This is a genomic window from Lysobacter sp. F6437, assembly GCF_052547215.1.
The window spans coordinates 277,668-300,573 of record NZ_JBQWRB010000003.1 but is presented as its reverse complement, the minus strand read 5'-3'; the positions used below and the strand labels follow the sequence as shown (position 1 = coordinate 300,573).

The window sequence follows — 22,906 nt, the reverse complement described above, 5'->3', positions numbered from 1 at the left end:
GCCGCCCCCGCCAAGCCGGTCAATCCGTCCCGGCGGGCCGCGCATTATGCACACCCCGATCACGTTCGGGAAGGGGGAAGAAGAAGAATTTTTCGACACCCTCGCCGACCTTGACGCAACACAGTGCATGATCAACCTTCCTGCGTTCCCTGATCTGGATGGAGTAAGCCGATGCAGTGGTTCCCGAGCGTCATGCGAAGCCTGGTGATCGGCTCGAGCCTGCTTGCCGCCGGTTGCGCGTCCGGCAGCGATCTGTGGGTGGAGCTGGATGGTTCGCGTTATGCGGTAGAGATCGCGGACGACAACGCCGAGCGTGCCCGCGGACTGATGTTCCGCGACGAGCTGGCACCCGGCCACGGGATGCTGTTCATCCACGATCGCGAGGAGCCGCAGGCCTACTGGATGAAGAACACCCGGATCCCCCTGGACATCCTGTACTTCGACGACGCGCGCATGCTGGTCTCGCAGCAGCGCGACGTGCCGCCGTGCTCGGCCGGCAACGCCTGTCCGTCCTACCCCAGTGACGAACCCGCACGCTATGTGCTGGAACTCAACGCGGGCGAGGCGGAAAAACTGGGCCTGCAGGACGGAAGCGAGTTGACCCTGGGGCCCGGCATCGCCCCTCCTCCAGGTTCCCGATAGGCGCTGCCGCTTACAGCTCCATCATCTCGAAGTCGTCCTTGGTCACGCCGCAATCAGGACAGGTCCAGGTGTCGGGGATGTCATCCCAACGCGTGCCCGGCTCGATGCCCTCTTCCGGCAAGCCCTTGGCCTCGTCATAGATGAAGCCGCAGACGACGCACATCCAGGTGCGGAACTCGGTGGTCGTGGCGGCTTCGGACATGGGCGGATAATGAACGGCTGTGGGAACGATCCCGCATTGTCCCATCCCGCCCACGCCGACGAAAGCGCCGCTATGAACCAGCGCCACAAAAACTTTTCCCGGAAATCGTCCGGACTGTATGCGATCACGCCCGACGAGCCGGACAGCGACCGTCTGCTCGAACGCGTGGAAGTGGTATTGGCGGCGGGCGCGACATGGCTGCAGTACCGCAACAAGTCCGCGGACGCGAGCCTGCGTGCGCAACAAGCCCGGATGCTGCGGCCGGCTTGCGCGCGCCAGGAGGTGCCGCTGATCATCAACGACGACTGGCGGCTGGCCGCGGCCATCGGCGCGGACGGCGTGCACCTGGGCGAGGACGACGGCGAACTCGCCGCCGCCCGAGACGCGCTCGGCACGGATGCCATCATCGGCGCATCCTGCTACGACAATCCGGAACGGGCCCGCAACGCGGTAGCGGCCGGCGCCGACTACGTCGCGTTCGGCGCGTTCTTTCCATCTCCGACCAAGCCCAACGCACGCGTCGCGAAACCGGCATTGCTGTCCGGGGCCGCATCGCTGGGCGTGCCGTTGGTGGCGATCGGCGGCATCACGCCGGACAATGGGACGTCCCTGGTCGACGCGGGCGCCGACCTGCTTGCCGTGATCAGCGGCGTGTTCGACGCGCCAGACCCCGACGCCGCTACCCGCGCCTACCTGTCCTGCTTCAACCCACCCCACTGACCGAGTCCCGCATGAACCACGATCGTTCGCACGCCCTGTTCACCCGCGCTTCCGAATTGCTTCCCGGCGGCGTCAATTCGCCGGTGCGCGCGTTCAAGTCGGTCGGTGGCGAGCCGTTCTTCGCCGCGCGTGCGGAAGGTCCGTTCCTGTTCGATGTCGACGGCAACCGTTACATCGACTATGTCGGCTCATGGGGCCCGATGATCGCCGGCCACGCCCATCCACAGGTGCTCGATGCAGTCGCCCGGACCATGCGTGACGGCCTCAGCTTCGGCGTTCCGAACGCGCTGGAAGTCACGATGGCGGAGGCGATTACCGCGATCATGTCCAGCTGCGAGATGGTGCGGATGGTCAACTCCGGCACCGAGGCGACGCTGTCCGCGATCCGCGTGGCACGCGGTGCGACAGGGCGCTCGCGCATCGTCAAGTTCGAAGGCTGCTATCACGGCCACGGCGACAGCTTCCTGGTCAAGGCCGGCAGCGGCGCGCTGACCCTGGGCCTGCCGAACTCACCGGGCGTGCCGAGCGCGCTGGCCGACCTGACGATGACGATCCCGTACAACGATTTCGACGCGGCCACCAAGCTGTTCGACGATATCGGCAGCGAGATCGCCGGCCTGATCATCGAGCCGATCGTTGGCAATGCCAACTGCATCCTGCCGCGCGATGGCTACCTGCAGCACCTGCGTGAACTGTGCACAAAGCACGGCGCGCTGCTGATCTTCGACGAGGTGATGACCGGCTTCCGGGTCGCGCTCGGCGGAGCGCAGCAGCGCTATGGCATCACCCCGGACCTCAGCACTTTCGGCAAGATCATCGGCGGCGGCATGCCGGTCGGTGCCTATGGTGGCCGGCGCGAGTTGATGTCGCAGGTGGCGCCGAGCGGGCCGATCTACCAGGCCGGCACGCTGAGCGGCAATCCGGTGGCAATGGCGGCGGGACTGGCGACGCTGGAACTAATCCAGGCACCGGGTTTCCACGACGCGCTGGAAGCCGGTACCCATGCGCTGTGCGACGGCCTCGAAGCCGCCGCGCGCGAGGCCGGGGTGGCCTTCCACACCACTCGCGCGCCAGGCATGTTCGGACTGTATTTCCGCGAAGGGCCGGTCGAGAGCTTCGCCGATGCGATGGGCTCGGACGCGGCCAAGTTCGGCCGCTTCTTCCACGCGATGCTCGAGCGCGGCGTGTACCTGGCGCCGTCGGCGTTCGAGGCCGGCTTCATGTCGAGCGCGCATGGCGAGGCCGAGATCGCACAGACGGTCGAGGCCGCACGCGCGGCGTTCCGCGAACTGGCCTGATCGCGGTCGCGGTGCCCGTCAGCCGTCGGCGAATCCGGCGAGCGTCGCACGCAGTCGCGCCAGGCCTTCGGCGACGTCGGCATCGGTGATGTTGAGCGCCGGCACGAAGCGCAATACATCCGGGCCGGCCTGCAGCATCAGCAGGCCGTTCTCGATGGCACGATCGACCATCGCGCCCGCCTGCCCGGCATGTTCCGGGCGCAATTGGGCGCCGAGCATCAGGCCGCGGCCGCGGATTTCGCTGAACAGACGGAACTCGGCTTCGAGTGCGGCGAGCCCGTCACGCAGCGCCTGCGACTGCCGCTCGACGTTTGCCAGCAGCGCCGGCGACGACAGCTCGCGCAACGCCACGCCAGCCACGGCGGTGGCCAGCGGATTGCCACCGAACGTGGTGCCGTGCTGGCCGAACTGCAGGGCGTCGGCGGCACGCTTGCCGACCAGCATCGCGCCGATCGGGAAGCCGCCGCCGAGCGCCTTGGCCAGCGTCACCACGTCAGGGCGCACACCGTAGCCGTCGCAGGCGAACAACTGGCCGGTGCGACCCATCCCGCACTGGATCTCGTCGAGAATGAGCAGCGCATCGTGGCGATCGCACAGCGCGCGCAGGCCATGCAGGAAGGCGTCGCTGGCCGGGGTTACCCCACCCTCGCCCTGCACCGGCTCGACCAGCACCGCGCAGACATCACCCGCGGCCATCGCCGATTCGGCCGCGGCGAGGTCATTGAAGTCGCTGTACCGGAAACCGGGCGGCAGCGGCTCGAAACCGGCGTGGTACTTCGGTTGCGCAGTCGCGGTGACTGCCGCGAGGGTGCGGCCGTGGAAGCTGCCGTGGAAACTCAGGATCACCCGCCGCCCGGGCTCACGGTCGCGTGACGTCGCCCACTGCCGCGCGAGCTTGATCGCGGCCTCGTTGGCCTCGGCGCCGGAGTTGCAGAAGAACACCCGCTCGGCAAAGCCGGCCGATTCGACCAGTGCCTGCGCCAGCTGCAACGGCGGCTCGCTGACGAACACGTTGCTGGTGTGCCACAGCTTGCCGCCCTGCGCGGTCAGTGCTTCGACCAGCGCGGGGTGGGCGTGGCCGAGTGCGTTGACCGCGATGCCGGCACCGAAGTCGACGTATTCGCGGCCATCGCGATCCCACACGCGCGAGCCGAGTCCGTGGTCGAGCACGATCCGTCGCGGCCGGTAGACCGGCAGGTAGTAGCGCTCGACGAGGTCCTGGAAATCGGTGGGAGGCACGGATCGCGTCCTGGCGGAGGAAAGCTCTATTGTCGTCGATTCGCCGCCGCAGCGACCCGTTTGGGCGGATGCTGCACAATGACCGCGGAGGTCCGCCATGCGCCTGCTGTCCACCCCGCAGCTCAACCCCGCGACCGAGTCCGGCTGGCGCCGGCGCTGGTTCGACATCATCTACCGCCACGACACGCCGCCGTCGCGTAACTTCGACCTGCTGCTGATCGTGGCGATCCTTGCCAGCGTGATCGTGATCATGCTCGACAGCGACCCGTGGCTGCACGTCGACCACGCGCGGATCCTGTATGCGATCGAATGGGGATTTACCGCGTTGTTCACCGCCGAGTACGCGATGCGGCTGCTGGTGGTGCGCCGACCATTGCGCTACGCGCTGAGCCTGTGGGGGATCATCGACCTGCTGTCGATCCTGCCGACCTACCTGTCACTGTTGTTCCCCGGCAGCCAGGCGCTGCTGGTGGTGCGGATCCTGCGCGTGCTGCGACTGTTCCGGATCCTCAAGCTGACCCAGTACGTCGAGGAAGGCGGGCTGCTGATGACCGCCTTGTGGCGCAGCCGGCGCAAGATATTCCTGTTCGTCAGCGCGCTGCTGACGATCGCGGTGATCTTCGGCGCGATGATGTTCGTGATCGAAGGCCCCGAACACGGGTTCAGCACGATTCCGACCGGAATGTACTGGGCGATCGTGACGATGGCGACGGTCGGCTATGGCGACCTGTCGCCGGCAACCCCGCTGGGGCGGTTCATCGCCTCGGTGCTGATCCTGATCGGCTACAGCATCATCGCGGTGCCGACCGGCATCTACACCGCGGAACTGGCCAGCAGCCTGCGCGAGGCGACGCATGGCAAGGGCCATGTCGACCATCGCGGGTGTCCCGAATGCGGACTGGAAGGCCACGACCCCGATGCCAGCCATTGCCGGAACTGCGGCCACCTGTTGCCCAAGCGGATGGGTTAGGCGGGCGCTACCAGCTTCCGCTGTTGGGCATCGACAGCCACGGTTCCGCAGGCGCCAGCGCCTCACCCTTCTGCAGCAACTCGATCGAGACCAGGTCGGGCGAGCGCACGAACGCCATGCGGCCGTCACGCGGCGGCCGGTTGATGGTGATGCCCTGCGCCTGCAGGTGGGCGCAGGTGGCATGGATGTCGTCGACCTCGAACGCGAGGTGGCCGAAGTTGCGCGCCGAACCGTAGTCCTCGTCGTCGTAGTTGAAGGTCAGCTCGATCTCGGCCTCGGGGTTGGCGGGCGCACCGAGGTAGACCAGGGTGAAGCGGCTTTCGGGGTAATCGCGGCGCCGGGTTTCGACCAGGCCGAGGCCGTCGCGGAAGAATTTCAGCGAGGCGTCGAGGTGGCGGACCCGGACCATGGCGTGCAGGTAGCGCATCGTTGTCTCCGTGTACGGGGATGGCGGTCAGTCGAGGAACAGGTCCGGCAACAGTGGCTGGCCGGGATCAACGGCATATGGGCTGAAATCCGTAACGCCTTGCTCGCGCAGGACATCCTCGTCGATCAGGAATGCACCGGTGCGCGTGGAAGCTGGCGCCACGAGAATCGCGTGGGCGGCATCGGCGACGATCTGCGGGGTCCGGCAACGGGCCGCATCGACGCCCGGGATCATGTTGATCGCATCGGTGGCGATCACCGTGCGCGGCCACAACGCATTGATCGCCACGCCCTGCCCCGCGAACTCGGCCGCCAGTCCCAGCGTGACGAAGCTCATGCCCATCTTGGCCAGGGTGTAGCCGGTGTGCGGCGCCCACCATTTCGGGTCGAGGCTCGGTGGCGGCGCGAGGGTGAGGATGTGCGGGTTGGGCGCCTGCAGCAGCCACGGCAAGCAGGCTTGGGCGCAGACGAAGCTGCCGCGGGCATTGACCTGCTGCATCAGGTCGAAGCGCTTCATCGGGGTGTCGAGCGCACCGCGCAGCCAGATCGCGCTGGCGTTGTTGACCAGGATGTCGATGCCGCCGAACGCGTCGGCGGTGGTGGCGACCGCGGCGCCAACCGCGTCCTCGTCGCGGATGTCGCACTTCAGCGCAAGTGCCTGGCCGCCGGCTGCCTCGACCTCGGCGGCGACCGAATGGATGGTGCCGGGCAGCTTCGGGTTGGCGACGGCGGACTTGGAGGCGATCGCGATGTTGGCGCCGTCTCGGGCCGCGCGCAGGGCGATCGCGCGGCCGATGCCGCGGGAGGCGCCGGTAATGAATAGGGTCTTGCCGGAGAGGGTGGTCATCGGAGTTCCGGATGCTGGCGTTGGCTCATTGTAGGAGCGGCTTCAGGCGCGATCTGGAACCGGTTAACCGAACCGACTGCAGATCGCGGCTGAACCCGCTCCTACAAAAGCCCGGGAGCCGCCGAACGCTTGGCATCGTTGATTCAGGGCTTGGGGCCTTGGCCCTCGTTGTCTTCCCACTTCAGCAACCTGCGGGTGACGAAGCGGTAGACCGGCTTGCCGGTCGCGAACCAGGCGTCGCGCAGCCAGGAATGGCGCTTCAGCACGCGCCGCTCGACCTGGGTCAGGTACGCGGGACAGTACGTGCGCTTGTGCTTGAGCAGGTGGCGCAGATCCTCGCGGGCGAGCAGGCGCATCCAGCGCGCACGGGGATCGCCGCGGGTGGCGAGCTGGAAATCGATGATCGCCGGGGTGCCATCCGCGAGCACCAGCCAGTTGGCTTCCTTGGCCAGGTCGTTGTGGGCCAGGCCGCGGCGGTGCAACTGCTGCAGCAGGCGACGGGCCCGCCGGAAGTAGTCGAGGTCGCCATGCGGCGGACGCTGGTACATCGCCGCGCCTTCCATGTAGCTGCGATCGAGCCGGCGACCGTCCCAGCGCAGCAGTTGCGGGGTCGCCGGCAGGCCATCGACCTGTCGCAGCGCGGCGGCTTCGCGACGGGCCAACCACCACGCCGGCAGGCGCAGCCATAGCGGCACGTGGACGAGGTCGCGGCGCACGAACAGGCCATCGGCGTCGCGCATCAGGGCGATCCTGCCAAAGCTGTCGGACTTGAGCGCGTCGACTTCGCTTTCGGGGATGGGGGCGGCGGTTGCGGGCATCGGCACAGTCTACGTAACGCCTGGGTGCGGAGGCGCGGATGCCGGCACGCAAAGCCAACGGAAATTCAGTCCACGCTGCCATAATTGCCCGATGAACCCGGCCTGGATCGAAAGCGCGACCACGTGGATCAGCGCAAACCCCATCGCGGCCGGCGCGCTGATCTTCATGGTCGCGTTCTGCGATGCGCTGGTGGTCGCCGGGATCGTCGTTCCTGCGCTGCCGTTGCTGTTCGCGGTCGGCGCGCTGGTCGGGTTGGGCCATCTCGACGGTCCCTACGCGCTGGCCTGCGCCGCCACGGGTGCGTTCGCCGGTGATTCGCTGAGCTACTGGATCGGCTATCGCTGGGGGCCGCAGCTGCGCCAGCGCTGGCCGTTCGCGCGTTATCCGCAATGGCTCGATCGCGGCGAATCGCTATTCCGCCGACACGGCATCAAGAGCATCTTCATCGCGCGCTTCGTCGGCGCGGTCCGGCCGTTCGTACCGGCGATCGCAGGCATGTTGCGGATGCCGTTGCGGCGCTATGCGGTACCCAGCCTGGTCGCCTGCGTGGCGTGGGCGGCGCTGTTCCTCGCGCCGGGCTGGATACTCGGCGCCTCGTACGACGCGGTGGCATCGGTCGCCGACCGCCTGGCGCTGGCACTGGGCGCGATGGCGGTGGCGGTGGCGCTGGTCTGGGCCGGCGTGCTCTACACCTGGCGCTGGTTCGCCGAGCACGCGGACACCCTGCTTGCCCGGGCGCTGAGCTGGACGCGCATGCACCCAAGGCTGGGCCGCTACGCGGGCGCACTGATCGACCCGAACCGCCCCGAATCGGCCTCGCTGGCAATGCTCGCCGCCTGCCTGCTGGCGATCAGCTGGATCTGGTTCACGCTGCTGGCGATGCTGCTGGCCAGCGGCGGCCCGCTCGCCCTCGACCACCACCTGCACGAGTTGATGTGGACGCTGCGCAACCCGCTGGCCGACCGCCTCATGGCGGGCCTGGCCAGTCTCGGCGACGCCCAGGTGCTTGGTGCCGCCGCGGTGGTGGCGCTGGGCTACCTGCTGTGGCGACGGCGCTGGATGGCCGCGGCGCACTGGTTGGCGGCGCTGGTGTTCGGGCTGGTGCTGACGGCGTTGCTGGAAGCGGTGATCGTGATGCCGCGGCCACCGACCGCCCCGGCCGGCTTCGGTTTCCCCTCGGTCGCGGTGACGATGACCACGATCGTGTTCGGCTTCTTCGCGGTGCTGATCGCGCGCGAACTTCCCGGTCGCAAGCGGGTCTGGCCGTACCTGCTGGCCGGCGTCGTCACCACCCTCATCGCGTTCGCCCGGCTGTACCTCGGCGCGCATTGGGCCAGTGACCTGGTCGGCGGCACGCTGTTCGGGCTGGCCTGGGTGCTGGTGCTCGGCATTGCCTACCGCAGCCACGTGGCGCGCTCGTTCTGGATGCGGCCGCTGGCGATCCTGTTCTACGGCACGTTCGCGCTGGCGGCAGCATGGCATGCGCCGCGTGCGGCCGATGGCCTGCTGGCGAAGTTCAGCGTGGCGCCACCGGTCGACGTGATCGCGACGGTCGACTGGTGGCAACAGGGCTGGTCGACGTTGCCGGCACGGCGCAATGAAGGCGACGAGCGCCAGCGCTGGCCGCTGGACGTGCAAGTGGCCGGACCACTGGAACCGTTGCAGCAGGCGTTGCAGGCAACCGGATGGCGGGTGCAGCCGCAGGCCGACTGGGTGGCCACCATCGCCCTGCTCGACGACGACACGCCCGAACATGCCCAGGTGGTCCTGCCGGCCACCCTGGACGCGCACGCCGAGGCGCTGTTGTTGTTACGCGACGGCGCGCACCCCGGCGAGCAATACGCGCTGCGGCTCTGGCCCGCCCCGGTGGCGCTGGCCGACGGCACGCCACTATGGCTGGGCACGACCCAGACCCTGCAGGTGAGCAAGCCGCTCGGTGCCGCGGTGCTGTGGCGACCTGTACCCCACGACGGCGAAGCGCACGATGCGGTTCAAGCGGCATTGACGAGATTCGACACGATCGAGATGCCGCATCCCGACGGCGGCGTGATGGTCCTGCGGGTCCGTACCGCCGCCTGGCGATAGCCGCGCGGGTCCACCGCGACTTCAGGCGTCCGGCAGCAACGACAGCAGGCAGTCCATGCGTTCGTGCGGATCGTCGACCTGCAACAGTTGCTGGCGCTGGGTATCCTCCAGCGGCAGCATCTCGGCGAGGCGCCAGCCGACCCATGCAGCGTCATCGATGTGCGCGTCGACGACCTTGGCATGTTCGCCGCCGACCTGTTCGAGCACGGTCCGCAGCAGGTTCGCGAGCAATCCGTGTTCGGGCCGCAGTGGTTGCACCGGGTCGGGTTCGCACCATTCGACGTCGGCGACCTGCAAACCGTTGTCGCGCACCCGCACCTGGCGCGCGTGGAAGCGACGCGCGCCGCGAACGCGCAGGGTCAGCAGGCCATCGTCGCCGGTATCGAAATCCTCGATCAGCGCCTCGGTGCCGTAGGCCGCGGCCGCGCCTGTTTCGCCGGTGGCCTCGCCATCGATCACCAGGCAGATGCCGAACCCGGATTCGTTGCGGCCGCATTCGCGGACCAGGTCGAGATAACGCGGCTCGAAGATGCGCAGGCCGAGCGATGCGCCGGGCACGAGCACGGTGGGTAGCGGAAACAGCGGCAACGGTCGGATCGGTGTCTGGTTCGTCATCGACGACAGCCTAACGCAGCCCATGCGGTCACCGGTGATGCACTCGCCGGACGGTGGCGACTCCGGGCCGCGCGTCAGTCCTGCTGCAGCGCCGAGAGAAACCGCCGCGGGGCGCCATCGAAACCGCCATTGGACATGAACACCACGTGGTCACCTTCGCGCACGCGTTCGCGCAGGACCTTGACCAGCGCATCGACATTCGCCGCGGCCACGCCCTCGCCGCGCAGGCCGGCCACGACCTTGCCGGCGTCCCACGCCAGCTCCGGGCGATGCAGGAACACCACCGTGTCGGCGCCATCCAGCGATGGCGCCAGCGCTTCGGCGTGCGCGCCCAGTCGCATCGAGTTGCTGCGCGGCTCCATGGCGACCACGATCCGCGCGTCGCCAACCTTCGCGCGCAAGCCGGACAGGGTGGTCGCGATCGCCGTCGGATGATGCGCGAAGTCGTCGTACACCGTGATGCCGTGCGCGCGGCCGATCACTTCCATGCGCCGCTTGACGCTGCGGAAGTCCGCCAGCGACGGCAGGACCGCGGCAACGTCGCCGCCGACCGCGTTGACCGTCGCCAACGCGGCCAGCGCGTTCATGACATTGTGGCGGCCCAGCAGCGGCCAGTGGACTTCGCCCAGTTCCGCGCCGTCGTGGATGACCACGAATGCGCTGCCGTCCTCGGCGAGAAGCCGCGCGCTCCAGTTGAACGATGCACCGGCCGCGGCACGCTCGTCGCCACTACTCGGTTCCACCGACATGCCAGCATCGAGGCCAAAGGTTTCCACCGGCGTCCAGCACCCCTTCGCCAGCACTTCGGCCAGGCGAGCGTCCTCGCCGTTGACGATCAGCCGCCCGCGTCGCGGCACCGTGCGCACCAGGTGGTGGAACTGGCGCTGGATCGCGGCCACGTCGTCGAAGATGTCGGCGTGGTCGAACTCGAGGTTGTTGAGGATCGCCACCAGCGGCCGGTAGTGCACGAACTTGCTGCGCTTGTCGAAGAACGCGGTGTCGTACTCGTCGGCCTCGACCACGAAGTCGCGGCCGCTCCCGATCCGCGCAGACACCCCAAAATCCTCAGCCACGCCGCCGATCAGGAACCCCGGCTCGCGCCCGGCCGCCTGCAACAGGAATGTCAGGATGGTGCTGGTGGTGGTCTTGCCATGGGTACCGGCGACCGCAAGCGTGTCGCGACCGGGCAGCACGTTCTCCGCCAGCCACTGCGCCCCGGAGATGTATTTCCGGTTGTCGTCGAGCACCTGCTCGACCGCCGGGTTGCCACGCGACAGCGCGTTGCCGACCACGATCTCGTCGCAGTCCGGCGAGATGTTGGCCGGCGCATAACCCTGCTTCAGCGCGATGCCGAGCGTCTCAAGCTGGGTCGACATCGGCGGATAGACCGCCTGGTCGCTGCCCTCGACCTCGTGGCCGAGTTCACGCGCGAGCGCGGCAACGCCGCCCATGAAGGTGCCGGCGATGCCGAGGATATGCAGTTTCAAGATCCGTGCCCTCACCCCGGCCCTCTCCCGCCCGCGGGAGAGGGAGCAGAAAAATCAGCCGACCGCGGGAACCGGCGCCAGCGCCTCGACGATCCGGGTAAACACTTCGTCCAGCGAACCCACGCCGTCGACCACGCTGAGCTTGCCGTGCTGGCGGAAGAAATCGACCACTGGCGCGGTCTGGTCGTTGTAGACCTGCAGGCGGGTGCGGACGGATTCGGGGCTGTCGTCGGCGCGGCCTTCGGCGGCGGCGCGGCCGGCGATCCGCTCGACCAGCAGTTCGGTCGGCACGTCCAGCTGCACCGCGGCGTCCATCGGCTGGCCGATCCGCTCCAGCAGTGCGTTCAGCGCGTCGGCCTGGGCGAGGTTGCGCGGGTAGCCGTCGAGGATGAAGCCGCCGCGGGTGTCGTCGCGCGAGAAGCGGTCTTCGAGCATGCCCAGCAGGATCGCGTCGCTGACCAGCTCGCCGCGGGCCATGATTTCCTTCGCTTCCAGCCCGAGCTTGCTGCCGGCGGCGACTTCCGCACGCAGCAGGTCGCCGGTGGAGATGTGCGGCACCTGCAGGTGCTCCTTGAGCCGCGCTGCCTGCGTGCCCTTGCCCGAGCCGGGCGCGCCAAGAAGTACCAATCGCATCGTGTCGCTCCTGGGAATGCGTTGTTGAATGCTGCAACCTGCGCCTCGACGGGCCGGCGCTACACTGCAGCGACCTGACCCCTGCCGGGGCAAACGGGGACCAGTTTACCGCATCCCGCCTCCCGCTCCGGCCCCCACCCTGGAAAGCACATGGCATCGGGAACCCTGCTCTACGCCCAGTCCGGCGGCGTCACCGCCGTCATCAACGCCACCGCATCGGCGGTGATCCAGGCCGCGCGCACGAAGAAGGTGAAGGTGCTGGCCGCCCGCAACGGCATCCTGGGCGCCTTGCGCGAGGACCTGATTGACACCTCGAAGGAGTCGATCGCATCGATCCGGGCGCTGGCCCACACCCCCGGCGGCGCGTTCGGCTCGTGCCGGGTCAAGCTCAAGTCGCTGGACGAGGACCGGGCGAAGTACGAGCGCCTGCTCGCTGTGTTCCGGGCCCACGACGTGCGCTGGTTCCTCTATAACGGCGGCAACGACTCGGCCGACACTGCGTTGAAGGTCTCGAAGCTGGCCGCCGAGTTCGACTACCCGCTGACCTGCGTCGGCGTGCCCAAGACCGTCGACAACGACTTGGCGGTGACCGACTGTTGCCCCGGCTTCGGCTCGGCCGCCAAGTACACCGCGGTGTCGGTGCGCGAGGCCGCGCTGGACGTGGCGGCGATGGCCGACACCTCGACCAAGGTGTTCGTGTACGAAGCGATGGGCCGCCACGCGGGCTGGCTGGCGGCGTCGGCGGGACTGGCGGGCAATGGGCCGGACCAGGCGCCGCACCTGATCCTGTTTCCTGAGCGGCCGTATGACGAGGCCGATTTCTTCAAGCGGGTGAAAGCCACGGTCGAGCGCGTCGGCTACTGCGTGGTGGTGGCCAGCGAGGGCATCCAGACCGCCGACGGCCGCTTCGTCGCCGATGCCGGGGGCGGCAAGGATTCGTTCGGGCATACGCAGCTCGGCGGCGTCGCCTCGCACCTCGCCGGGCGGGTCAAGGACGCGCTTGGCTACAAGGTCCACTGGACGCTGCCCGACTACCTGCAACGCTCGGCGCGGCATATCGCGTCGAAGACCGATCTCGAACAGGCGCAGGCGGTCGGCAAGGCGGCGGTCGCGTTCGCATTGAAGGGGATGAATTCGGTGATGCCGGTGATCGTGCGCACGTCCGACGCGCCGTATCGCTGGAAGATCGAGGCCGCGCCGCTGTCGAAGGTGGCCAACCACGAAAAGAAGATGCCCGCCGGCTTCATTCGGCGCGACGGGCATGGCATCACCGACAAGGCGCGGCGCTATCTGGAGCCGTTGATCTGCGGCGAGGCGCCGCCGCCGTATGGGCGGGATGGGCTGCCGAAGTATGTGGAACTGGGGAACGTCGGGGTGTCGCGGAAACTTGGGCCTTGGATCGGATGACGATTTCCGATCGCGGCTGAAGCCGCTCCTACAACAGCCCGGATGCATCGGCTCTTCGTAGGAGCGGCTTCAGCCGCGATCAGGCAACCGGCTTACTCGCAGGACTCGCCCTCGACCGCCATCGACGCGGCGAACATCGGGATCGCGGCGAGCTTGTCGCCTTCCGCCGCCTGCTTGGAATCACCCAGGTAGATCCGTGCGCTGCCCTGCGCATCGAGTTCCGGCGACGTGGAGGCCCCGGGCTTGCGCCAGACCTTCACCACCGCCTTCTGCGACGGGCAGGCCGCATTCGGCACGCTGATCAGGTCGTTGAACACCCAGCCACTGGCGGTCGACGGCCTGGCCTTGTCGGCATCGACGAAACGCGCGCGCGGCTGGCAGTTCGGGCTGGTGCGGACGACCGCGAATCTGTACGGCTCGGCGGCCTGTCCGGTGAAGATGCCCTCGATCCGGGCGCAGGCCTCCGGGATCGAACGCAGGGTATGGGCCGCGCCGACCGCCTGCGGGGTGGACTCGGGCCGGTCGATCTCCGGCTTGGGATCGGCGGCCAGCGCCGGCATCGAGGCGACAGCGAGCATCAGTGGCAACAGCGACGTCTGGCGCATGGGGGCGCTCCGGCTGGGGACATGCGGCGCAGGCTGGCACGGGCCGCCTGAACCGCCGGTCGACACGGAACCGCGGCGCCGACCTATGCCATAGTCGGAACGCTGCCGGCCGGCCCCGCCCGCGCCGCAGCCACAACTCGAAGGTGCGTAATCCGAAATTCCATGTTGTCCACTTCTATGGGGAGGGGTCCATGCTGGAGCAGTACGGTTTGACCTTGGCGCTCGTGTGCGCCGTCATCGCGATCCTGTACGGGATCATCTCGGCGCGCTGGATCAGCGCGCAGCCCGCCGGCAACCAACGCATGCAGGAGATCGCCGGCGCGATCCAGGAAGGCGCGCGCGCCTACCTCAACCGGCAATACACCACCATCGCGATTGCCGGCGTGGTGCTGTTCGTGGTGATCGGGTTGTTCCTCAACTGGCCGACCGCGATCGGCTTCCTGCTCGGCGCGGTGCTCTCGGGCGCGGCCGGCTACATCGGCATGAACGTCTCGGTGCGCGCCAACGTGCGGACCGCGGAAGCGGCGCGCAAGGGCATGGGGCCGGCGATGGACGTGGCGTTCCGCGGCGGTGCGATCACCGGAATGCTGGTGGTCGGACTTGGCCTGCTCGGCGTGGCCGGTTACTGGTGGGTGCTGGGCGCGATGGGCATCACCGGCGAACCGGCGCTGCACGCACTGGTCGGGTTGGCGTTCGGTGCTTCGCTGATCTCGATCTTCGCGCGGCTCGGTGGCGGCATCTTCACCAAGGGTGCGGACGTCGGCGCCGACCTGGTCGGCAAGGTCGAGGCCGGCATCCCCGAGGACGACCCGCGCAACCCGGCGGTGATCGCCGACAACGTCGGTGACAACGTCGGCGACTGCGCGGGCATGGCGGCCGACCTGTTCGAGACCTACGCGGTCACGGTGATCGCGACGATGCTGCTGGGCGGCCTGATGGTCGCCGAAGCCGGTACCAATGCGGTGCTGTATCCGCTGGTGCTGGGAGGTGTGTCGATCATCGCCTCGATCATCGGCGCGATGTTCGTCAAGGTGAAGGAAGGCGGCTCGATCATGGGCGCGCTGTACAAGGGCGTGATCGTCTCGGCGGTGCTGGCGGCGATCGCGTTCTATCCGATCACCACCGCGCTGATGGGCGACAACAGCTTCGGTGCGACCAGCCTCTACGGTTGCGCGCTTATCGGGCTGGCACTCACCGGCATCATCGTGTGGATCACCGAGTACTACACCGGCACCCAGTTCAAGCCGGTGCAGCACATCGCGCAGGCTTCGACCACCGGCCACGGCACCAACATCATCGCCGGGCTCGGGGTGTCGATGAAGTCGACCGCGCTGCCGGTGGTCGCCGTGTGCGCGGCGATCTGGGGTGCGTTCGAACTCGGTGGCCTGTACGGCATCGCGATCGCTGCGACGGCGATGCTGTCGATGGCCGGCATGATCGTCGCGCTCGACGCCTACGGCCCGATCACCGACAACGCCGGCGGCATCGCCGAGATGGCCGAACTGCCGCCGGAAATCCGCAACATCACCGACCCGCTGGACGCGGTCGGCAACACCACCAAGGCGGTGACCAAGGGCTACGCGATCGGCTCGGCGGCGCTGGCGGCACTGGTGCTGTTCGCCGACTACACCCACAACCTCGACACCATCGGCGCCGCCGGGGCCCTGGCGGCCGGCGTGCCGTACGAGGCGATGACCTTCGACCTGTCCGACCACATGGTCATCATCGGCCTGCTGATCGGTGGCCTGATCCCGTACCTGTTCGGGGCGATGGCAATGGAGGCGGTCGGCCGCGCGGCCGGCGCGGTGGTCGAGGAAGTGCGCCGGCAGTTCCGCGAGATCCCCGGGATCATGCAAGGCACCGGCAAGCCGGACTACTCGCGCGCGGTCGACATGCTGACCAAGTCCGCGATCAAGGAGATGGTGATCCCGTCGTTGCTGCCGGTCGCGGTGCCGGTGGTGGTGGGTCTGCTGCTCGGGCCGAAGGCGCTCGGCGGCTTGCTGATCGGCACCATCGTCACCGGCCTGTTCGTGGCGATCTCGATGACCACCGGCGGCGGTGCGTGGGACAACGCCAAGAAGTACATCGAGGACGGCCACAACGGCGGCAAGGGGTCCGAGGCGCACAAGGCCGCGGTCACCGGCGACACCGTCGGCGATCCGTACAAGGACACCGCGGGGCCGGCGATCAATCCGCTGATCAAGATCATCAACATCGTCGCGCTGTTGATGGTGCCGTTGCTCTGAGGCAGGTGGTTTCCGATACGAACCAGGCGGCCTCCGGGCCGCCTTTTTCGTGGGCGACACGTCGGCGTGGCCGGGAACATGAACGTCGAGCCAACGCCATGTTCACCCCACGTTTGGCATGGTCGACAGGTCGCCATTGCGGCATTCCACACGCCGCGTGCATGCCACCGACGGATGCACGCGCATCCCAGGGAGGGAGATCAACATGCAAGTCGTCACCTGGCAAGATTCCGTGCAGAACTCGTTCGGGCCCTACCTGCCCGGCATCCTCGGCGGGCTGGCAATCCTGCTGGTCGGCTGGATCGTCGCGTTGATCGCCAGCGCGCTGACGCGCAAGGGCCTGGCGGCCGTGAACGCCAACCAGCGCCTGTCGGCGCAGACCCGCTCGAACGTCGACATCGAACGCATCGCCTCGCGCATCGTGTTCTGGACGATCCTGCTGGTGGCGCTGATCGGCGCGCTCAGCTTCATGCACGTCGACGGTGTATCCGGACCGTTGTCGTCGTTCGCCTCGACGATCATTCCCGCCGCCGTGCTGGCGCTGGTCGCGTGGCTGGTGGCGACCCTCGCCCGGGTGGTGGTCAACAAGGCGCTGGCGGCGAGCCAGCTCGACGAGAAGCTGTCGGAGAAGGCGAATGCCCAACCGATGTCGCAGACACTCGGCAACGTCGCCTACTGGCTGGTGCTGCTGCTGTTCCTGCCGGCAATCGTCGGGGTGCTGCAGATCGAAGGGCTGATGGCGCCGCTGTCGAACATGATGACCGACCTGCTCGGGATGCTGCCCAACCTGCTGGCCGCCGCGATCATCGGCGTGATCGGCTGGGTCATCGCCAAGGTCGTGCGTGGCATCGTCAGCAACCTGCTGGCGGCGACCGGGGTCGACCGCTTCGTCGAGAGCAACGAGAACACCCGGGGGATCAAGCTGTCGCAACTGGGCGGCACGCTGGCCTTCATCCTGGTGATCGTCCCCACGTTGATCGCGGCGCTGGATGCGTTGCGGATCGAGGCGATCTCGCGGCCGCTGACGCGGATGCTCGACGTGTTCCTGCAGGCGGTGCCGAACGTGCTCGCCGCCGCGGCGATCCTGATCCTGGCGTGGTTTATCGGCCGCTTCGTCGCCGAGCTGGTGGCGCGGCTGCTGGCCAACCTCGGTTTCGACCGGCTGCCCGAGCGTATCGGCCTGGGCCACGCGTTCGCAGGCCCCTCGATGCCGACGACCACTGGCCCCGACGCCACCATCGCGCCCGACGGCACCGTCGTCCCGGCCGGCGTTGGCACCTCGCCATCGAACGGTACGCCGCTGACGTTGTCGGACCTCGCCGGCAAGGTCGCGCTGTTCTTCATCATGCTGTTCGCCACGGTCGAGGCGGCCGCCCTGCTCGGCTTCGGCGGCGTGCACAGCCTGCTGGAGCAGTTCATCGCGTTCGGTGCCGACATCCTGCTGGGCCTGGTGATCTTCGTGGTCGGCTACTGGCTGGCCGACGTGGCCGGCAAGGCGATCGAACGCGCCAATCCGGAAGGCCGAGGCATGGCCCGGATCGCGCGGCTGGCGATCCTCGGCCTGGTGGTCGCGATGGGCCTGCGCGCGATGGGCGTGGCCGATGACATCGTCAATCTCGCGTTTGGACTGGTATTGGGCGCCGTAGCTGTCGCCGTGGCACTCGCCTTCGGCCTGGGCGGACGCGACGCCGCCGGACAGGTGGCCCAGCGCTGGGCCAGCCAGTACCTGGACCGGCGACCGCCTGGCGGACAGTAGTTGCGGGAGGGCTGGGACGGCGGCGAGAAATCGCCGCCGTTTCCTTTTGGGGGGATCGCCATCATCCCGGGACTCGTTGCTGCAGCGCAGCAGGATGCCGGCTAAAATGGCCGGCCAACCGCGCTCACCAAGCGCCCCTCAGCCTTACTGGAGTACCCCCGCATGGGCCTGGACCTCGTCCCCGCCGGCAAGAACCCGCCGGATGAGATCAACGTCATCATCGAAATCCCGAAGGACGCCGAGCCCGTCAAGTACGAGGTCGACAAGGCCTCCGGCGCGATCTTCGTCGACCGCATCCTGTCGACGCCGATGCGCTACCCGTGCAACTACGGCTATATCCCCCACACCCTGTGCGGCGATGGCGACCCGGCCGACGTGCTGGTGATCCTGCCGCTGCCGCTGATCCCCGGCTCGGTGATCCGCTGCCGCCCGGTCGGCGTGCTGCGCATGAGCGACGAGGCAGGCAGCGACGAGAAGATCCTCGCCGTGCCGGTCGACAAGGTCTTCGCCGGCTACACCCACATCGACGACATCGCCAAGGTCAGCCCGCACTGGCTCGAGCGCATCGGCCATTTCTTCGAGCACTACAAGGACCTGGAGAAGGGCAAGTGGGTCAAGCTCGACGGCTGGGGCGACGCCGACGAGGCCAAGGGCCTGCTGCAGGATTCGATCCAGCGGTACGAAGCGACGGCGGACAAGCCGAACTTCTGATCGCATCGGGGATCGCACCTCGACAAGGCCGCCTCCGGGCGGCCTTTTCCATGCCCGGCGCCCGGCAGCCAGCGTCGCGAACAAAAAAAACGGCCCCGTTTCCGGGGCCGTTTCCTGTTACCGATCGAGGAACGATCAGAAGCGCTGCTGGTACTTCATGTACACCATGCGACCGATGTCGAAGCCACCGTAGTACGAGTAGCCGGAGTTCGGCTGGTCGTAGTTCGGCGAAGCGTAGTGCTCGAACACGTTGTTCGCACCGACCGCGATCGTGGCGTTCCACGGCGCGTTCCAGCGGACCTGGACGTCGTGGAACGTGGTCGCGCCCAGCTCGTTCATCGGAACGATGTTGCCCTGGGTGTCCGGCGCGGCGTAGTTCGGCAGGCTGCAGCGATCATCAAAGTAGCACTCCTCCTTGACACCGGAGTAGTAGCGGGTCGACCAGGTGGCACCGAAGTCACCCTTGTCCCACGACAGGCTGGCGTTGGAGCGCAGGCGGAAGTTGCCACCGAAGCCGTTCAACTGCTGCGGCGCGCCCTCCAGGTTGTCGGTCTTCAACTCGCTCTTGCTGACGTAGGTGTTCAACCAGGCCAGTCCGAAGTTGCCGTAGGCGGTTTCCATCCGGTAGTTGAGGTCGAAATCGAAACCTTCAGTCTCCTGGAAACCGGCGTTGCGGCCGCCGAAGGCCAGCGAGGTGATCTCGCCGGTCACCGGATCGCGGACAAATGCGTCCGGGCCCAGCGCGTCGCAACGCGACTCGATGCCCCGCACGTAGCAATCGTCGAGGATGTCGGTCGGGGAGTCACCGACGATGGTGTTCTCGATGCGGATGTTGAACCAGTCCAGCGACATGTTCAGGTTCTGCGCGAAGCTGGGGCTCCACACCACGCCGAGGGTCTGCGACTCCGAGGTTTCCGGGGTCAGGAACGCATTGGAGCCCGACAGGAACGGGATCGTGGTCTGGGTGTCCGGACCATCGGCATAACCGTCCTTGCCATCGTTCGCCGGCTGGCGGTAGCCGACCGGGACATCGGCCAGGCACCGCTCGCTGCCACCCACTGCACCGAACTCGGTATCACACGGGTCGGTGTAGTACTCGAAGCTCTGGCCCACGCCGCCGTACAGGTCGGCCACGGTCGGCGCACGGAAGCCTTCCGACCAGGTACCGCGGACCAGCAGCGAGTCGAGCGGCTTCCAGGTGAAACCGAACTTGCTGTTGGTGGTGTCACCGAAGGTATCGTAGTCGGAATAGCGGCTGGCGAGGCTGATGCTCAGTTCCTGCGCGAACGGCACGTCGGCGAGGATCGGCACCAGGAACTCGATGTAGGCTTCGTCCAGTGCGTAGCCACCGCCGGTCGGGCCGGAAGCCAGGTCGGTGGAGGTGCCGGTCTGGGCCAGCGCGTCGGGCGAGAAGTAGCCGTCCTCGGCACGGTGCTCGATACCGACCGCGACGCCGACATCACCGGCGGGCAGGCTGAACAGCGAGCCGGCGAGGTTGGCGTAGTACGTCTTGGTGGTGGTTTCCGACAGCGCCTGGCCCGGAAGGTACAGGTACGCCTGCACGCCCGGGTCGGCCAGGCCGCCCTGGCCGGTCACGCCGTCCGGAACCAGCGGGTTCCACGGGGTGCACGCGCCCGGACCGAAGCCCAGCGGGATCGGGTTGTCCGCGGTACCGCACTGGACCACGCCCTGGCTGTTGAGGAACGACGGTCCCACCGCGCCCTCAACGGCCGCCAGGCTGAGGTTGCCGGTGCTGATCTGGGTGCCCTTGTTCTGGTTGTACAGATAGCCTGCATCCCAGTCCCAGTACTTGTCGGCGATCTGGAACGCGCCGGCGAACTCACCGGTGAAGCGGAAGGTGGTCAGGTTGTTCTGCACCTGGCGCGGCACTTCCCAGCCACGGCGCCAGAAGTTGATCGCCTGCTTCTCGCCCGCGTAATCGCTCTGGTTGCCCAGCGGGTTGTAGTAGCTGTCGATCGACATCGGGGTGCCGAACGCGTCGGAGCGGTACGGGTAGCCGGCGTTCTGCGCGAACGATTCGCGATCGGTGTACAGCACGTCGCTCTCGAAGCGGATGTCATCGGAGATGTCATACACGCCGTTGAAGAACACCGACTTGCGCTTGACGCCCGAGTACACGGTCGAAGCGAGGTTCGGATTGGTGACGTCGTCTGCGGCCGTCTCGTGGAAATCCGAGAAATCGGTGGCGTCGCCGCCCGGACGATTGAGGGTGTAGGAATAGTTGTAGATCGGCGCGCCGGTGACCTTGTCGTAACCGATGACCGAACCGCGCGGGCCGTCAACGATGCTGCCCCACTGGCTGATGCCGGACAGGCCGCCCGGACGTGCCGGCGACTTGTCGTCGGTCGGGAAGCGGGCCTGGCTGAACCAGCGGTCCTTGGCCCACACCGGATCTTCCTCGGTGAACTCGACACCGACGGTGACCGAACCCTTGTCACCGGTGTTACCCATGACGAAGCTGTACTGCTCGCGGGTGCCATCGCCCTGGCCGTACTGGCCAATGTAGGCGTTGGCTTCGGCGCCGTCGAAGTTCTGGCGGGTGATGATGTTGATCACGCCGGCGATCGCGTCGGAACCGTAGATGGTCGAGGCACCGTCCTTCAGCACTTCGATGCGCTCGACCATCGCGGCCGGGATCGAGGCGACGTCCTGCAGGCCGTCATTGGTGATGCCCAGGCGCTTGCCGTTGACCAGGATCAGGGTACGGTCGGCACCGAGGTTGCGCAGGTCGATGTAGGAACCGCCGACGGCCTCACCCGAGGACAGCGGCGAGGTGCGGCTGATCGCCGGGGAACCGGCGGCGCTGATGTTCTGCAGGATGTCGGCAACGGAGTTGAAGCCCTGCTGCTCGATGTCCTCGCGGCTGATCTGCAGCACCGGGGCGGCGGTCTCCAGGTCGACCTGGCGGATGCGCGAACCGGTGACTTCGATGCGGTCGAGGGTGGTGGGGTCCTGCGGGGCCGGGGCGGCTTCCTGCGCGCCGGCAAGGGCCGGCACAAGTGCCACCGCGATACCGGCCGGCAGCAGGCCGAGCCTCATCGCGGGGCGCAAATTGCGGTTAATCATCTATCTCTCTCCAGATAACGTTATGGGCGCGTTAAGCGCGTCGCCCAAACTACGGCCCGCGGGGCTACGCCGCTTTGCGGCCGAGGCCGGCTGACTTTGCCGAACCGGTCCTTGCAGCAATGGTCGACAGCGCCGGCAGGGGGGCCATCGCCAGCTTCCTGGCGGCATTGCGGTAGCCGGTCGCGGAGACCCCGTAGCGCGCGCGGAAGGCGCGGGCGAAGCTGCAGCAGTTGTCGAAGCCCGAGGCGGCGGCCACTTCGCCGATCATCAGCTGGCTGTTGTCCAGCAGGTCCGCCGCACGTTCCAGTCGCATCCGGGCGGATGCCGCCTGCGGGCTTTCGCCGTACAGGGCATGGAAGGTCTTGGAGAAGTACCAACTGGAGAAGCTGGTCAGCTCGGCCAGTTCGCTGATCCGGACCACCCGGTCGCAGTTGCCCTCCAGGTACATGTGGGCGCGCTGCATGCGCCCGAACACCTGGCGCTTGCGTGCCCCCGAACGTCCGGGGCAGCGCGCGATGCGCCCACGAAGGTCGCCTTGGACCGCCGCCAGTTGCAACAGCAGCGGCCGCAGCACCGCGATCTCGGCGGCGCCATCGGCACCCGGCTGGAGGGTGGCGAGGCGCTGGCCGGCAGCGCGCCAGAGGCGTACCAGCATCCGCGCTTCGCGCTTCTGCAGGCCGCCCCTCCCGGCGTGCAGACCGAGATCCGGAACGCGGCCCGCCGCCTTCAGCACATCCGCGCCCAGGCTGATACCGATGCAGACGCCGTGGCGGTCGGTCTGCAGTTGCGGGCGGGAATCGCGCTCGAGCGCGATCCACTCGCCGCGGCGCAGCCGGAACCGGCCTTCGCGTGCCTCGACCCAGGAACTGCCACGCAGTTGCACCCAGACGGTGAACACCTGTGGTGACAACTGCGCGCTGCCGAGCCGGGAGATACCGATACACGTGGCCGGAATGGCGCCCGCGGGGGTCCCGCCATCCGCCGGGTCGAGTTGCAGCAGTTGGCCCCGATCGGCCCAGAGAATCTTGTCCATCGCCTACCCATTTGCCAGGAGTGGCCCATGGGTTTGCCGCATCGGCTGGCCGGCTTCAGGAAAGTTCGCGGAGAGTTG

Annotated in this window: 19 protein-coding genes and 1 pseudogene; 9 read left to right on the top strand and 11 right to left on the bottom strand. The window is 67.8% G+C overall.

Going from position 1 to position 22,906, the window contains the following annotated elements:
- Positions 1-171: 171 nt before the first annotated feature.
- A complete protein-coding gene (locus ACT9F5_RS11595; RefSeq protein WP_445120100.1) occupies positions 172-642 on the top strand; it encodes a DUF192 domain-containing protein in 471 nt (156 codons plus the stop codon).
- A gap of 10 nt (positions 643-652) precedes the next feature.
- Here the strand turns inward: ACT9F5_RS11595 and ACT9F5_RS11590 are convergent.
- A pseudogene (locus ACT9F5_RS11590) lies at positions 653-918 on the bottom strand (rubredoxin).
- Between ACT9F5_RS11590 and thiE the strand changes: the two are divergent.
- Complete coding sequence (thiE, locus tag ACT9F5_RS11585; protein WP_445120099.1) at positions 917-1,564, top strand: thiamine phosphate synthase; 648 nt, start codon at positions 917-919, stop codon at positions 1,562-1,564. The pseudogene ACT9F5_RS11590 and the gene thiE overlap by 2 nt on opposite strands.
- A gap of 11 nt (positions 1,565-1,575) precedes the next feature.
- Positions 1,576-2,862, top strand: a complete 1,287-nt coding sequence (gene hemL / locus ACT9F5_RS11580; protein WP_445120098.1) for a glutamate-1-semialdehyde 2,1-aminomutase — start codon at positions 1,576-1,578, stop codon at positions 2,860-2,862.
- Positions 2,863-2,880: 18 nt separating this feature from the next.
- Here hemL and ACT9F5_RS11575 read toward each other — a convergent pair whose 3' ends face one another.
- Complete coding sequence (locus ACT9F5_RS11575; protein ID WP_445120097.1) at positions 2,881-4,101, bottom strand: acetylornithine/succinyldiaminopimelate transaminase; 1,221 nt, start codon at positions 4,099-4,101, stop codon at positions 2,881-2,883.
- A gap of 97 nt (positions 4,102-4,198) precedes the next feature.
- Between ACT9F5_RS11575 and ACT9F5_RS11570 the strand changes: the two genes are divergently transcribed.
- The gene (locus tag ACT9F5_RS11570) at positions 4,199-5,071 is read left to right on the top strand and encodes an ion transporter (protein ID WP_445120096.1); all 873 of its coding nucleotides are present in this window, start codon (positions 4,199-4,201) and stop codon (positions 5,069-5,071) included.
- Between the two features lie 7 nt (positions 5,072-5,078).
- Here ACT9F5_RS11570 and ACT9F5_RS11565 read toward each other — a convergent pair whose 3' ends face one another.
- The 3 genes from ACT9F5_RS11565 to ACT9F5_RS11555 form a co-directional block, all read right to left on the bottom strand.
- A complete protein-coding gene (locus tag ACT9F5_RS11565) occupies positions 5,079-5,498 on the bottom strand; it encodes a VOC family protein (RefSeq protein WP_445120095.1) in 420 nt (139 codons plus the stop codon).
- A gap of 27 nt (positions 5,499-5,525) precedes the next feature.
- Entirely contained in the window at positions 5,526-6,344 is an 819-nt protein-coding gene (locus ACT9F5_RS11560) for an SDR family oxidoreductase (protein WP_445120094.1), read from the bottom strand.
- 143 nt (positions 6,345-6,487) lie between these two features.
- Positions 6,488-7,162, bottom strand: a complete 675-nt coding sequence (locus ACT9F5_RS11555; RefSeq protein WP_445120093.1) for a serine/threonine protein kinase — start codon at positions 7,160-7,162, stop codon at positions 6,488-6,490.
- 91 nt (positions 7,163-7,253) lie between these two features.
- Between ACT9F5_RS11555 and ACT9F5_RS11550 the strand changes: the two genes are divergently transcribed.
- The gene (locus ACT9F5_RS11550) at positions 7,254-9,248 is read left to right on the top strand and encodes a VTT domain-containing protein (RefSeq protein WP_445120092.1); all 1,995 of its coding nucleotides are present in this window, start codon (positions 7,254-7,256) and stop codon (positions 9,246-9,248) included.
- 21 nt (positions 9,249-9,269) lie between these two features.
- Here ACT9F5_RS11550 and ACT9F5_RS11545 read toward each other — a convergent pair whose 3' ends face one another.
- From ACT9F5_RS11545 to ACT9F5_RS11535, 3 genes are all read right to left on the bottom strand, one after another.
- Positions 9,270-9,863 carry an LON peptidase substrate-binding domain-containing protein gene (locus ACT9F5_RS11545; protein ID WP_445120091.1) on the bottom strand — a complete coding sequence of 198 codons (594 nt, stop codon included), beginning with the start codon at positions 9,861-9,863 and terminating at the stop codon, positions 9,270-9,272.
- Positions 9,864-9,937: 74 nt separating this feature from the next.
- Positions 9,938-11,353, bottom strand: a complete 1,416-nt coding sequence (gene mpl / locus ACT9F5_RS11540; protein WP_445120118.1) for a UDP-N-acetylmuramate:L-alanyl-gamma-D-glutamyl-meso-diaminopimelate ligase — start codon at positions 11,351-11,353, stop codon at positions 9,938-9,940.
- A 51-nt stretch (positions 11,354-11,404) separates the two neighbouring features.
- Entirely contained in the window at positions 11,405-11,983 is a 579-nt protein-coding gene (locus ACT9F5_RS11535; RefSeq protein WP_445120090.1) for an adenylate kinase, read from the bottom strand.
- Positions 11,984-12,133: 150 nt separating this feature from the next.
- Between ACT9F5_RS11535 and ACT9F5_RS11530 the strand changes: the two genes are divergently transcribed.
- On the top strand, positions 12,134-13,390 hold the full coding sequence (locus tag ACT9F5_RS11530) for a diphosphate--fructose-6-phosphate 1-phosphotransferase (RefSeq protein ID WP_445120089.1): 1,257 nt from the start codon (positions 12,134-12,136) through the stop codon (positions 13,388-13,390).
- A 92-nt stretch (positions 13,391-13,482) separates the two neighbouring features.
- On the opposite strand, the gene ACT9F5_RS11525 is transcribed toward ACT9F5_RS11530, so the two are convergent.
- The gene (locus tag ACT9F5_RS11525) at positions 13,483-13,995 is read right to left on the bottom strand and encodes a hypothetical protein (RefSeq protein WP_445120088.1); all 513 of its coding nucleotides are present in this window, start codon (positions 13,993-13,995) and stop codon (positions 13,483-13,485) included.
- Between the two features lie 191 nt (positions 13,996-14,186).
- On the opposite strand from ACT9F5_RS11525, the gene ACT9F5_RS11520 reads away from it, so the two are divergent.
- The 3 genes from ACT9F5_RS11520 (at position 14,187) to ppa (ending at position 18,708) form a co-directional block, all read left to right on the top strand.
- Positions 14,187-16,241, top strand: coding sequence for a sodium-translocating pyrophosphatase (locus tag ACT9F5_RS11520; protein WP_445120087.1), 2,055 nt, complete (start codon positions 14,187-14,189; stop codon positions 16,239-16,241).
- 205 nt (positions 16,242-16,446) lie between these two features.
- Positions 16,447-17,997, top strand: a complete 1,551-nt coding sequence (locus ACT9F5_RS11515; RefSeq protein ID WP_445120086.1) for a mechanosensitive ion channel — start codon at positions 16,447-16,449, stop codon at positions 17,995-17,997.
- Between the two features lie 162 nt (positions 17,998-18,159).
- On the top strand, positions 18,160-18,708 hold the full coding sequence (gene ppa / locus ACT9F5_RS11510; RefSeq protein WP_445120085.1) for an inorganic diphosphatase: 549 nt from the start codon (positions 18,160-18,162) through the stop codon (positions 18,706-18,708).
- Positions 18,709-18,843: 135 nt separating this feature from the next.
- On the opposite strand, the gene ACT9F5_RS11505 is transcribed toward ppa, so the two are convergent.
- The gene (locus ACT9F5_RS11505) at positions 18,844-21,795 is read right to left on the bottom strand and encodes a TonB-dependent receptor domain-containing protein (protein WP_445120084.1); all 2,952 of its coding nucleotides are present in this window, start codon (positions 21,793-21,795) and stop codon (positions 18,844-18,846) included.
- A gap of 64 nt (positions 21,796-21,859) precedes the next feature.
- Positions 21,860-22,828 (bottom strand): helix-turn-helix domain-containing protein, encoded by a 969-nt coding sequence (locus tag ACT9F5_RS11500; RefSeq protein ID WP_445120083.1) that lies wholly within the window; start codon positions 22,826-22,828, stop codon positions 21,860-21,862.
- Positions 22,829-22,906: the final 78 nt, after the last annotated feature.